This window comes from Bacillus sp. M13(2017) (assembly GCF_002218325.1).
GTDB lineage: Bacteria > Bacillota > Bacilli > Bacillales > Bacillaceae_G > Bacillus_A > Bacillus_A thuringiensis_K.
On the sequence record NZ_KZ268505.1, the window covers coordinates 185,040 to 198,331 of the forward strand.

Below are 13,292 nucleotides of genomic sequence, written 5' to 3' on the forward strand. Positions count from 1 at the left end.
AATTATAAAACAAACATTTGGAGGAATTAAAATGTCAGCAACTACAACAAACTTAAAAGAAGCAATCGTGAACCGCCGTTCAATTCGTAAAGTAGCAAAAAACGATGCAATTACGAAAGAAAGAATTGAAGAAGTGTTAAAAACAGCTTTACACGCACCAACATCTTTCAATATGCAAAGTGGTCGTATGGTTGTATTAATGGATGGAGAGCATGAAAATTTTTGGGATATCGTTAAAGAAACACTAAGAGCCCGTGTACCAGCAGAAAACTTTGAAGCGACTGTAGAAAGACTAAAAGGTTTTCATGCAGGTGTAGGAACAGTGCTATTCTTTGAAGATCAAGCAACTGTAGAAAAAATGCAAGAAAATGCACCATTATATAAAGATCAGTTCCCATTCTGGTCTCATCAAGGAAATGCGATGTTACAACATACTGTGTGGATGCTATTATCTGCTGAAGGAATTGGGGCGTCATTACAACATTACAACCCAATCGTAGATGCTGAAGTGAAAGAAACTTGGAACATTCCGGCAGAGTGGAGCTTAGTAGGTCAAATGCCATTTGGTGAACCAAACGAACAACCAGCAGAAAGAACGTTCTTGCCTACTGAAGATGTAGTGAAATTTTATTAAGAAATACAATATGTAACGAGAAGGAAGCTGTACTTAAAAACAGCTTTCTTTTTTGTAGTGGTGTTAATTTATGCGCATTTAGGGAAGAAATATAAGAAATAATACGGTGAGAAGGGAATTAGAAAAATGAATGATGAGAAAAAATATACAGTGGTAGGTACTGATGTTGAGGAAGTAAAGCGTTTAAATAAAAATTCAGGATTAACGTATAATCAAGTGAAAGAAATGTTAGCAAAGCAAATGCAAAAAAAGAAGTAATTAGATTGAAATCTTTCATTTTTTCATTTAGCATTTTGATTGGAGAGAGTTAAGTAAAAGGTAACTCTCTTTTTTGTATAGCTAAGCATCTTATAGAGTGGAGGAAGCAACATGAAGAAATGGGTAAAGGTAACGCTGTCTATCACTGGAGGCATTGTCTTATTAGCGTGTGCCGGTGGATATTACGTGTATAAAAATTATTTTCCAAAGGAACCTGAGCGTATTGTATATGATAAAGAAAGAGTGCTACAACCGATACATAATCAGCTTAAAGGAATCAATATAGAAAATGTAAAGATAAAAGAAAAAGAAGTCGTAAATGCGACTGTAGATGAGCTTCAAAAAATGATTGATGATGGAAAGTTGTCATATGAAGAATTAACGAGTATTTATCTCTTTAGAATACAAGAACATGATCAAAATGGAATAACATTAAATTCTGTTACAGAGATAAATCCTAATGCGATGGAAGAAGCAAGAAAGTTAGATCAAGAGCGGGGTAGAAACAAAAATTCGAATTTATATGGTATTCCTGTCGTTGTAAAAGATAATGTACAGACGGAAAAAGTGATGCCGACTAGTGCAGGAACTTATGTATTAAAAGATTGGATTGCAGATCAAGACGCAACAATTGTGAAGCAGTTGAAAGAAGAAGGAGCATTTGTTTTAGGAAAAGCGAATATGTCTGAGTGGGCGAACTATTTATCTTTTACAATGCCAAGCGGGTATAGCGGGAAGAAAGGACAAAATTTAAACCCGTACGGTCCGATTACATTCGATACTTCAGGATCAAGTTCAGGATCTGCTACAGTAGTTGCAGCAGATTTTGCGCCGCTTGCAATTGGAACAGAAACGACGGGATCGATTGTTGCACCCGCGGCGCAGCAATCAGTAGTTGGGTTACGTCCATCTTTAGGTATGGTAAGCAGAACAGGAATTATTCCGTTAGCTGAAACTCTTGATACAGCAGGGCCTATGGCAAGAACGGTAAAAGATGCAGCAACGTTATTTAATGCAATGATAGGTTATGACGAAAAAGATGTTATGACAGAAAAAATGAAAGATAAAGAAAGAATTGATTATACAAAGGATTTATCGATAGATGGATTAAAAGGGAAAAAGATAGGGCTTCTTTTTTCTGTATACCAACAAGATGAAAATAGAAAAGCAGTAGCAGAAAAAATTAGAAAAGACCTTCAAGATGCAGGTGCGATATTAACTGATAATATCCAGTTAAGTGCTGAGGGTGTAGATAATTTGCAAACATTAGAATATGAGTTCAAGCATAATGTAAACGACTATCTTTCACAGCAAAAGAATGTACCGGTAAAATCGTTAGAAGAGATTATAGCGTTTAATAAAAAGGATAGTAAAGGACGAATAAAATACGGACAAACATTAATTGAAGGGTCTGAAAAATCTGTTATAACGAAAGAAGAGTTTGAAAACGTAGTGCAAACGAGTCAAGAAAATGCAAGAAAAGAGCTAGATAGGTATTTAGTAGAAAAAGGTTTGGATGCTCTAGTTATGATTAATAACGATGAAGTTCTTCTATCAGCTGTAGCTGGTTATCCGGAATTAGCGGTTCCTGCTGGATATGATAAAAATGGAGAACCAATCGGTGTAGTGTTTGTAGGGAAACAGTTTGGTGAAAAAGAGCTTTTCAATATTGGATATGCGTATGAACAGCAGTCTAAAAATAGAAAAGCACCTAAATTGTAAAAGGTTAAACGAAAAAAAGAGCTCAACTGAAGTAAGTAAGCGGGCTAATATAAATAGAATCTAACAATATAAGAATAAAAAAAGGATTCTTCCTAATTAGTAAGAAAGATTGTCTATAGAAGTTCATAAAATGTAATATATTCAATTTCCATCCATTGAAGGGGGAGGTTAAATCTTAATGAATGAAGTGAAAAATTTCTTTCGAAGTAGAGGGTTTCAACGGTTTCTCGTTTTAATAATATTAGCGTTAGTATTATATGGATTAAAAAGTATGATCAACTTAATATTAATTACGTTTATACTGACATTTTTAATGGATCGATTCCAACGTTTTATTTCAAAGAAATTGAAAGTGGACCGGAAAATTGTTATTGCCTGTTTGTATATCATATTAGTTTCCTTTATTGGCACGACATTGTATAAATATTTACCTGTGCTAACGATACAAATTTCACAATTAATTTACCAATTTAAACTATTTTTTCAAAATCCACCTGATAATGAAATCGTTAAATATGCACTTTCGACAATTAATGGGATGGAAGTATCAAAATATATAGAACAAGGTGTAGATGTCATCTATCAATCGATAGCAAATATAGGGAAGGTAAGTTTACAAATATTATTATCTCTAATTTTAAGCTTATTTTTCTTATTAGAAAAAGAGCGTATTATTACATTTACATCTAAGTTTAAAGATAGTAAGTTAAAAATGTTTTATGAGGAAATTGCATATTTTGGTGAAAGATTTGCAAGATCGTTCGGCAAAGTAATTGAAGCACAGTTTTTAATTGCGGTTGTAAATTGTATTCTTACTGTCATTGCATTAATTGTTTTAGGATTTCCGCAGCTTCTTGTATTAGCTGTTATGATTTTTCTACTAGGATTGATTCCTGTTGCAGGTGTGATTATTTCTTTGTTTCCACTTTGTATCATTGCTTACAACGTAGGTGGAGTTATGTACGTAGTATACATACTTGTGTTCATTACAGTCATCCATGCTCTTGAAAGTTATTTTTTAAATCCGAAGTTTATGTCTGCAAAAACAAATTTACCAATCTTTTATACATTTATGATTCTCATCTTCTCAGAGCATTTCCTCGGAATATGGGGGCTTATTATCGGGATACCAATCTTTATCTTTTTATTAGATGTACTTGATATAAATAATGAGGATGAGACTAAAAAATAAGAAATGATAGAAAATCACTAAAAAGTCATAGGAGATAATGAAAATAAAAAGCAATCCAAAATAAATTGGATTGCTTTTTTATTTTCATTAAAGAACCGGAGCCATTGTTTCTTTCAATACTTGAACAGAGTGGTCGAATTTTAATTCTTCATCTTCACTTAATTCAACCTCTAAAATTTCACGAACACCGCCGCGATTTAAAACAGCAGGTACCCCGATATACACATCTTTTTGACCGTATTGACCTTCTAAGTAAGCTGATACAGTTAATACACTATTTTCGTCGTTTAAAATTGCTTTTGTAACACGTAGAAGTGACATACCGATACCATAATAAGTTGCGCCTTTACGCTCAATAATATGGTAAGCTGCATCACGGACGTTTATGAAAATTTTGTCTAAATCTTCTTGATTATACGTGTTGTCTTTTTCAAGCAATGTTTGTAGTTTTTGGATACCAACGGAAACATGGCTCCAAACTGGAAGTTCAGTATCGCCGTGTTCTCCGATAATATAAGCGTGAATGTTGTGTGGACCAATATTGAAGTACTCACCTAACATATAGCGGAAACGAGCAGAATCAAGCGTTGTACCAGAACCGATTACACGTTCTTTCGGTAAACCAGATTCTTTCCAAGTTACGTAAGTTAAAATATCTACAGGGTTTGTTGCGATTAAGAAGATGCCATCAAATCCGCTATCCATAATACTGCGAACGATTTGTTTAAAGATTTTGGCGTTTTTCTCAACTAAATCTAAACGTGTTTCGCCTGGCTTTTGTGGTAATCCAGCTGTAATAACTACAAGGTCAGCATCTTTACAATCTTCGTAGCTGCCTTTCCATACTCTAGTTGGAGCTGGTGCGAATGGAACAGCATGACTTAAATCCATTGCTTCTCCTTCAGCTTTTGCCTCATTTACATCGACTAAAACAAATTCTTCAGCTACGGCTTGGTTAATCATGCAGTAAGCATAACTACATCCAACTGCTCCTGTTCCTACTAATACAACACGGTTAATACCTTTTTTCATTTCAAAATTCCTCGCAATTTCATTGGTTTTGTTATGTAAGATAATACGTCTTACTTCTATAGAGTCATATCTAGTTTATTACATTTTATAAAAGATATTCAAGTATTTGAAAATGTATCCGTGTAGTTTCTTGCATGAAACATAGGAAGTAAGTTAACCGAATATAATGCAATAAAATCCTTTATTGAAGGGGAAAAGACCATGATGCAGCCATTAACGATGGAAAGAATGCTTCATATTATTAATGTGGGGCTCGTTAAAACGAAGAATCCAAAGCAGATTATTATTGTTGGTGCAGGAATTTCAGGTTTAGTTGCAGCATCATTATTGAAAGAAGCAGGGCATAAAGTAACAATTTTAGAAGCGAATAATCGAATAGGCGGAAGAATATATACGATCCGTGAACCGTTTAGCAGAGGTTTATATTTTAATGCAGGACCAATGCGGATTCCTGATACACACAAGTTAACTTTAGCTTACATTCGTAACTTCAAATTGCCGTTAAATCTTTTTATAAATAAAACCGTTTCAGATATTATTTATACGAATAATATTAAAACGAGATTGAGCATATTCGAAAAAAATCCAAGTATACTTAGATATCCTATTTTAGAGAGCGAAAAAAGTAAAACGGCAGAAGAGTTAATGTTAGATGTATTAGAGCCGATTCTAAATTATATTAAGAAAGATCCTAATAAGAATTGGAGTATTGTTGAGAAAAAGTATAAAGCATATTCGCTCGGCACATTTTTAACTGAATATTATTCAGACGGTGCAATAGATATGATCGGTGTACTTCTTGATATGGAAGCGTATATGGGAATGTCTTTAATTGAAGTATTACGAGAAATGGTCTTCTTTACTTCAACGACGAAATATTATGAGATAACGGGCGGGATGGATGCATTACCAAAAGCATTTTTATCGCAGTTAAATGAGAATATATTTATGCGGTATAAGGTTGAAAAAATTATACAAGAAAATAGCAAAGTGATGATGCAAGTAAACCATGAACAAACTATAGAGAGATTCATGGTTACAGGTGATGTTGCAATTGTTACTATCCCATTTTCAGCTTTACGTTTTGTTGAAATTCAGCCTTACAATCTATTTTCTTATTATAAAAGACGAGCAATTCGTGAATTAAATTACATTGCTGCAACGAAAATTGCGATAGAGTTTAAAAGTAGATTTTGGGAGAAAGCGGGACAGTGTGGCGGTAAATCTATTACCGATTTACCGATACGGTTTACATATTATCCGAGTTATGGCATTCAGACACCAGGAGCAGCTACCGTTTTAGCGAGTTATACGTGGGCAGATGAGGCGTTAACATGGGATAGTTTACCGAATAGGGAACGCATTCGTTACGCATTAAAAAATTTAGCAGAAATATACGGTGACATCGTCTATAGTGAGTTTGTCACTGGAACATCTTTTAGCTGGAGTAAAAATCCGTATTCTTGCGGTGCATTTACAGCTTTCGAACCAGGCCAAGAGCTCGAGTTATTTCCGTATATTACACCACCATCTGGAAAAGTACATTTTGCAGGAGAGCATACGACATTAACACATGGATGGATGCAAGGGGCAATTGAGTCTGGAGTAAGAGTTGCATATGAAGTAAATGAACAGTGAATCTCTTATATTTACAAATGGTCATTCTTTTAATAAAATGATAAATATAAATCGTAATTATTACGCTTTAAATACATTTGAAGTAAAGAAATGGATGGTCGGTTGAATGAATAAAGTGGAGATTCATATATTAGGTGGTTTTTTAGGTAGTGGAAAATCAACATTATTACAAAATTTATTGTTAGCAGAGAAAAAGAAGAATAGAAAAGTTGCAGTATTAATGAATGAAATTGGTGAATACTCGGTAGATACAGATATTATTGGAAAAGAGAATGTTTTAAGAGAACTTCTTAAAGGCTGTATTTGTTGTACGTTAAAAGAAGAGCTTGAAATACAATTACATTCGTTATACCAACAAGAAAGACCAGATGTGATTTATATAGAAACGACAGGTGTTGCACATCCAATTGAAGTGTTAGACGCGTGTGTCTCGCCAATTTTAGCTCCTTTTCTGGAAGTGAAATCAATTGTAGTCGTTTTAGATGCAGTAAGGTGGTTAAACCGAAGTATATTAAGTGCAAATGTACAACAGCTATTGCATGAGCAACTGAAATTTGGTAGTCACATTCTTGTTAATAAAGCAGATTTACTAACAGATGAAGATAAGAACACAGTATTTGAAGAAGTAAAGGCAATAAATGATCATGCGAAAATGTATGAGACAAAGTATTGTAATATATCTTTAAAAGATATAGAGAAAGCAGAATTTCCAAATGATGAGGAACATGAGACACTACATGTCAAACAGCATTTACATATACAAACGATGACGTATCAATTTTCGAAACCGATTGATCAAGACAAATTATATGAATGGCTTTCGAATTTACCAGATAGTATTTATCGAGTGAAAGGTTTTGTGAAATTCCATGGAGATAAATACCCTCACCTATTCCAATATTCGTTCGGAGTACCAACTTTATTAGAACAAGACTTCGGTTTCCCGACAAACTTAGTAGTAATAGGAGAAGGACTAGATAAGAAACAATTGGCTGAAGGGTTAGAGAAAGTAGAACTTAACTCTAATTAAGGTGAAAAGACTAACTTAAAAAATAAGTTAGTCTTTTTGTATGATTATTACTGAAATGAAACAGTATTTTCAATTGGATTGCAGAATATATATTGATTGTATGTCCGTTTCCATTACATAGGAAGGTGATTATATATTTGTGCCGAATGTAGAGGGTACTACAAGAGTTTTCCATTATCTATCGAATTAGTTAGTCATGATTACGGACAGGGGATTTTGGCGTGTTTGATTCTATCAGAAAGTAAAGTATGGGGAGGATCACAATGTCGATGAAAAAACGTAAGTGGCTAAAGACAATGTTTACTGGTTGTGTTTTAGGTTCGTTATTAATAACGGCAGCTTGTTCAGGAAAGAAAACAAGTACAGAGGATGAAAAAACGGTTAAGGTAGGAGTCCTTGCTTCTTTAACAGGACCGCTAGAATCGTATGGAAAACAAACAGTGAACGGATTTGAATTAGGGTTAGATTATGCAACTGGTGGAACTGGGAAAGTAGATGGGAAAAAGATTAAGTTTGTTGTAGAAGATACAGAAACGAAAGCGGATGTAGCAGTTAAAAAAGCTACGAAGTTATTAGAAGAAGAGAAAGTTGATTTTTTAGTTGGATCGTCTAGTTCCAGTGATACGTTAGCGGTTTTACCACTGGCCGGGGAATATGAAAAGATTATGGTTGTAGAACCAGCAGTAGCGGATAGTATTACCGGGAAGAACTGGAATAAATATATTTTTAGAACTGGAAGAAGTTCCTCACAAGATGCGATTGCAGGAGCAGCAGCAATTGCGAAAAAAGATGTAAAGATTGCGACATTTGCCCCAGATAACGCTTTTGGTCGTGAAGGGATTGCTGCATTTAAAGCGGGTGCGAAAAAATTAGGTGCGAACATTGTGAATGAGCAATACGCGGATACAAATTCAACAGATTTTACAGCGAATATTCAAAATATCATTAGTTCAAAACCAGATTACTTATTTATCGTTTGGGCAGGGGCAAATTCACCTTGGAAACAGTTGAAAGATATGAATGTGGAAGCGCAAGGTATTAAAATTTCTACAGGTGCGCCAGATATACCAGCATTAAAAACAATGGATGCATTAGTAGGTATGCAAGGTTTTTCTGTATATTATCACACACTTCCAAAAAATAAAGTGAATGATTGGCTAGTTGAAGAGCATAAAAAACGTTTTAATGGTGCAGTGCCAGATTTGTTTACAGCGGGAGGAATGTCAGCAGCAATTTCTATTGTAGAAGCCTTAAAGAAAACAAAAGGTGATACAGATGTAGATACATTGATTAAGAAAATGGAAGGAATGGAATTTGATACACCGAAAGGAAAGATGAAGTTTAGAGAGAAGGACCACCAAGCGATGCAGACGCTGTATTCTGTCACATTGAAAAAGCAAGATGGTGTTGATTATCCGGTGCCAGTATTAGAGCGAGAATTAACGATGAAAGAGACAGAACCACCAGTTCAAAGTAAATAGACTGAATTTTCTGTTGTTTTTGTATAAAGAGGGGGGACCCTCTTTATACATATTTCTTTCATACTCACGGCTTTAAAGGGAGGGATTTCGTGACACATTTGCTAGAGACGAAAAATCTTAGCGTATCTTTTGGTGAACATCATGTTATTAAAGATGTAAATTTAACTGTCCAAAAAGGAAAGCTCATTTCTATTATCGGGCCAAATGGTGCGGGGAAGACAACATTATTTAATTTACTAAGTGGACAGATTTCACCCACAACAGGTGAAGTGTATTTTAAAGGGCAAGATATTACAAAACTATCGATTTCAGATCGAACACGCTTAGGAATCGGTCGCTCTTTTCAGCTTACAAACATATTCCCAGAATTAACGGTACTTGAAAATGTCCGTTTAAGTGTTCAATCATTCGTACAAGATTACTATAGTTTTTTCCCGAGTCCAGCAAAATTAAAGCAACAAGTTGGAGAGGCGAGACGTTTCTTAAAAACAGTATTACTTCACGAGAAAGAGAACGTATTAGCGAAAGATTTGGCACATGGAGAGAAAAGAAAGCTAGAACTTGCGATGTTATTAGCTTTAAAAACGGATGTGTTATTACTTGATGAGCCGACGGCAGGTATTTCGGTTGAGGAGGTCCCTGCTATATTACAAGTGATTGAAAATATTAAGAAACATCCAGAGAGCACAATTGTACTTATCGAACACAAAATGGATATGATACTAGGTTTGTCAGATCATCTTATCGTTTTATTTCATGGAGAGTTATTGGCTGAAGGATTGCCAGAAGAAATTATGAAAGATGAGCGTGTACAAAGTGCTTATTTAGGGGGATTATATAGTGGCACTATTACAAGTGAATAATATAGAAACGTATTTAGATCAGTTTCATATTTTGCAAGGAGTATCTCTTGCTGTTGAGAAAGGGACAATTACTGTACTGTTTGGTAGAAACGGGGCAGGGAAAACAACGACATTACGTTCAGTTATGGGGTTTCACCGCATTGCAGATGGTGAAATTTATTATGATAGTGCAAAAGTAAGTGGATTACCTACACATTTAATTTCAAGGAAAGGAATAGGGTATGTACCAGAAAATCAAGGTATTTTTCATGATTTGACAGTAGAAGAAACATTCGCTCTTGCTAGGGGAAAAGGTGAGGAAGTAGAAGGGAAAATAGAGTGGATGCTGGAACTATTTCCGGATTTAAAGCAGTTTTGGAATAAGAAAAGTGGGCTCTTGAGCGGAGGGCAAAAGCAAATGTTGGCTATTTCAAGAGCGTTTATTAATAGTGATGGATTATTACTTATTGATGAACCGAGCAAAGGGCTATCCCCGATAATGGTGGAGAAATTAATGGTAGCTATTTTGAAGATGAAAGAGAAAACAACAGTTTTACTTGTTGAGCAAAATTTTATGATGGCCAGTCAAATTGGCGATTATTTTTACATTATGGATAACGGACGAATTGTTCATAACGGTTTTATGAATGAATTAAAAAAGGATAAGGAAATGTGTCATAAATATTTAGGAATCTCTTAACATGAATCCGAGGTGAAAAGGGTGGATGTGTTAATCAATTTATTTGTAAATGGGATTTCAACAGGGATGCTCATTTTTTTGTTAGCATCAGGTCTTTCACTTATTTTCGGTCTAATGAGTGTTTTAAACTTTGCACACGGTGGTTTATTTGCATGGGGAGCATTTACAGGTGTTTGGTTATTTAATATGACAGGAAGTTATATATTAGCTTTAGTTGGAGCAGTAGCCATGGGAATGTTCCTAGGATTTATTTTAGAAAGGTTTCTTATTAGACCGGTATATGGAAATCATGTTCGACAGCTGCTCGTTACGCTTGGAGGAATGCTCGTTCTTAGTGAGTGTATTAAAATATTTTGGGGGCCAAACCCTATTAGTGCAAAATTACCGTTATGGTTACAAGGAAGTTTTACATTCGGAGGTATTATATTAATTAAATATCGTCTATTTGTTATTTTGATTGGGATAATTATTTACATTGCACTACTACTATTACTCAAAAAGACGAAGATAGGTCTTATGATCCGTGCAGGTGTAATGGATAAAGAAATGGTTCAAGCGCTTGGTATTAATGTAAAAGCGATATTTTCTTTCGTCTTTTTATTAGGAGCAGGGATGGCAGCTTTGGGAGGATTCTTATTAGCACCGTATTCGGGCGTTATTTTCGCCGAGATGGGCATGCAGTATGCAATTTTAGCTTTTATAGTAGTAATTATCGGTGGATTAGGAAGCGTACAAGGTTCAGCTATTGCTTCTTTAATTGTTGGATTAGCTGGTGCTTTTACAGCGTATTTTATACCAGATTTATCACTTGCAATTAATATGTTAATGTTACTATTTTTCTTAATAGTGAAGCCAACTGGACTTGTTGGTGAAAAGGGGTGAAATGGTGAACAGCACATCGGACCGAATTAAAGTATACTTCGGAGTATGTATGCTCATTTGTTTAAGTGTATTTCCGTTCGTAAATGATTCACGGAGCCTGTTAATTTTGTTCACTCAAATCTTCATCTTTGCTATTTTTGCAATGAGTTTTGATGTATTGCTTGGGTATACAGGAATTGTATCGTTCGGTCATTGTATGTTCTTTGGGATAGGAGCATATGGGGTAGCGCTTTTATTTGATCGACAAGGCGTATCAATAACGAACTTTTTAATTGGAATAGTAGCTGCAATTATCATTTCAGCAATCGTTAGTTATATAATTGGTTTACTTTCTTTACGGCTGAAAAGTCATTTTTATGCGATGTTAACACTTGCTATTTCACAGTTGTTTTTCGTCCTTGCTGAAAAATGGCGTGGGCTCACTCACGGAGGGGATGGTTTTACATTTGGTGTACCAGACGTATTCCGTGATCGTTTTACGTTTTATTATGTAACACTTATATGTTTACTTATCATTTTTGTTCTGTTACGTCTTTTCACCAAATCTTCTATTGGAAAAGTATTAAAGGCAATTTCACAAAATGAGCAACGTGTTGAAGCACTAGGATATAAAGTGCTTCATTATAAAATTATTGCTAGCATTGTTGCAGGAGTAGTAGCTGCGATTAGCGGTGGTTTATTTGTTATCACTTTACGCTTTGTTAATACGACTGTATTTTCAATTGAAATGACATTAAATGCATTATTGATGACAATGATTGGAGGCGTCGGAACGTTAATTGGAGCAATTGCAGGAGCTGGAATTATTGAATCTCTGAAATATTATTTATCAGAACTAGCTACAGAGTATCCGATTTTTGAAAGATGGACGATTATTCTTGGTTTATTGTACATTATCGTATTGCTAGTTTTCCCGAAAGGATTAGTTGGCACGGTTAAGGGACTGAAGAATATGAAACGGAATAAGAAGGGGAAAAGTGCAGAAGTGGAGCAAAATGTGTGAAAAATCAATTGTATAGAATATGAAAATCCCTCTTTTAGATTCATAAAGGAGGGATTTTTTATTAACCAAATAGTTCATCAGGGATTTGTTTGAAAGAGTTTTGATTTGTAAAAAAATGAACAGCTAATTTCTCAACTGGAACATCTTCAATTGGTACCAATTTATCATTTTTAATCGGTAAAAAAGCTATTCCTTTTCCATCATCAATAAACTCTTCCATAAGCGAATAAGAATCCAACTGTTGAAGTTGTTGCTGAGATAGATTGTTTTCTTTTAGAAATTGTATCGTCTTATTTCTAAAAGGGCACTTTTTGTCATTGCTAACGAAGAAAATTTCTTTTGAATAATCAATGGTACATTTTTCTTTCGCTTTTAATAAGCCTACAGAAATTGAGGTCGTGAACACTTTTTTAAACGATGCGTCAGGATAATCCTCATAAGTTATGACCATATCAACTTTTTGTTGCTGAAGTAATTTTTGCAAATGACTACTACTTTCTACATATATTTGATAATTTCTGAAGTTTTCTTCAATACGCTTACTTAAATAATTTGTCAAAATAGATTGTGACGTCGCTATTATATAAGAAGAACCACTCGTTTTAATTTCATCTTTTACTTCTTCTAATAGAGTTAATATTTTATTCGTGTAATCTAATAAAATGTCACCAGCAGGTAACAAGGAAACGCCTTTGTTATCTCTATGTAGTAAAGGCGTTTCTAATTCTTGTTCTAATTTTTTGATTCGCTCAGTTACGTTCGGTTGAACATATCCTAACTCTTTAGCAGCTTTACTAATAGAAGCCTCACTGGCAACAGTTTTGAATATGATAAGATCATTTATTTCCATATATCTCAGCCCCTTATGCACTATCATT

General features: G+C 34.6%; 13 protein-coding genes. 11 read left to right on the plus strand and 2 right to left on the minus strand.

Annotated features, from left to right (window positions below; all coding sequences use genetic code 11):
- The first annotated feature begins 31 nt into the window (after nucleotides 1-31).
- From CGQ22_RS16005 to CGQ22_RS16020, 4 genes are all read left to right on the plus strand, one after another.
- Nucleotides 32-634 carry a nitroreductase family protein gene (locus tag CGQ22_RS16005; protein WP_089148972.1) on the plus strand — a complete coding sequence of 201 codons (603 nt, stop codon included), beginning with the start codon at nucleotides 32-34 and terminating at the stop codon, nucleotides 632-634.
- 126 nt (nucleotides 635-760) lie between these two features.
- Entirely contained in the window at nucleotides 761-892 is a 132-nt protein-coding gene (locus CGQ22_RS32500; RefSeq protein ID WP_000997344.1) for a hypothetical protein, read from the plus strand.
- Nucleotides 893-1,003: 111 nt separating this feature from the next.
- Nucleotides 1,004-2,614: an amidase family protein gene (locus CGQ22_RS16015; RefSeq protein WP_046945391.1), complete on the plus strand. Its 1,611-nt coding sequence runs from the start codon at nucleotides 1,004-1,006 to the stop codon at nucleotides 2,612-2,614.
- 178 nt (nucleotides 2,615-2,792) lie between these two features.
- Nucleotides 2,793-3,806 carry an AI-2E family transporter gene (locus tag CGQ22_RS16020; RefSeq protein ID WP_001006571.1) on the plus strand — a complete coding sequence of 338 codons (1,014 nt, stop codon included), beginning with the start codon at nucleotides 2,793-2,795 and terminating at the stop codon, nucleotides 3,804-3,806.
- Nucleotides 3,807-3,893: 87 nt separating this feature from the next.
- On the opposite strand, the gene CGQ22_RS16025 is transcribed toward CGQ22_RS16020, so the two are convergent.
- Nucleotides 3,894-4,838: an L-lactate dehydrogenase gene (locus CGQ22_RS16025; protein WP_000715326.1), complete on the minus strand. Its 945-nt coding sequence runs from the start codon at nucleotides 4,836-4,838 to the stop codon at nucleotides 3,894-3,896.
- Nucleotides 4,839-5,039: 201 nt separating this feature from the next.
- Here CGQ22_RS16025 and CGQ22_RS16030 point away from each other — a divergent pair, with 201 nt between their 5' ends.
- From CGQ22_RS16030 to CGQ22_RS16065, 7 genes are all read left to right on the plus strand, one after another.
- A complete protein-coding gene (locus tag CGQ22_RS16030; protein ID WP_089148973.1) occupies nucleotides 5,040-6,476 on the plus strand; it encodes a flavin monoamine oxidase family protein in 1,437 nt (478 codons plus the stop codon).
- A gap of 106 nt (nucleotides 6,477-6,582) precedes the next feature.
- Complete coding sequence (locus CGQ22_RS16040) at nucleotides 6,583-7,506, plus strand: CobW family GTP-binding protein (protein WP_001044945.1); 924 nt, start codon at nucleotides 6,583-6,585, stop codon at nucleotides 7,504-7,506.
- Between the two features lie 263 nt (nucleotides 7,507-7,769).
- Nucleotides 7,770-8,987, plus strand: a complete 1,218-nt coding sequence (locus CGQ22_RS16045) for a substrate-binding domain-containing protein (RefSeq protein ID WP_046945390.1) — start codon at nucleotides 7,770-7,772, stop codon at nucleotides 8,985-8,987.
- Between the two features lie 89 nt (nucleotides 8,988-9,076).
- Nucleotides 9,077-9,850, plus strand: coding sequence for an ABC transporter ATP-binding protein (locus tag CGQ22_RS16050; RefSeq protein WP_000149324.1), 774 nt, complete (start codon nucleotides 9,077-9,079; stop codon nucleotides 9,848-9,850).
- On the plus strand, nucleotides 9,828-10,529 hold the full coding sequence (locus tag CGQ22_RS16055; RefSeq protein ID WP_001196696.1) for an ABC transporter ATP-binding protein: 702 nt from the start codon (nucleotides 9,828-9,830) through the stop codon (nucleotides 10,527-10,529). The genes CGQ22_RS16050 and CGQ22_RS16055 overlap by 23 nt, the downstream gene beginning before the upstream one ends.
- A gap of 21 nt (nucleotides 10,530-10,550) precedes the next feature.
- The gene (locus tag CGQ22_RS16060) at nucleotides 10,551-11,411 is read left to right on the plus strand and encodes a branched-chain amino acid ABC transporter permease (RefSeq protein ID WP_000382787.1); all 861 of its coding nucleotides are present in this window, start codon (nucleotides 10,551-10,553) and stop codon (nucleotides 11,409-11,411) included.
- Nucleotides 11,412-11,460: 49 nt separating this feature from the next.
- Nucleotides 11,461-12,414 (plus strand): branched-chain amino acid ABC transporter permease, encoded by a 954-nt coding sequence (locus tag CGQ22_RS16065; protein WP_002163942.1) that lies wholly within the window; start codon nucleotides 11,461-11,463, stop codon nucleotides 12,412-12,414.
- 61 nt (nucleotides 12,415-12,475) lie between these two features.
- On the opposite strand, the gene CGQ22_RS16070 is transcribed toward CGQ22_RS16065, so the two are convergent.
- Nucleotides 12,476-13,264, minus strand: a complete 789-nt coding sequence (locus CGQ22_RS16070; RefSeq protein ID WP_086392220.1) for a LysR family transcriptional regulator — start codon at nucleotides 13,262-13,264, stop codon at nucleotides 12,476-12,478.
- Between the last annotated feature and the right edge of the window lie 28 nt (nucleotides 13,265-13,292).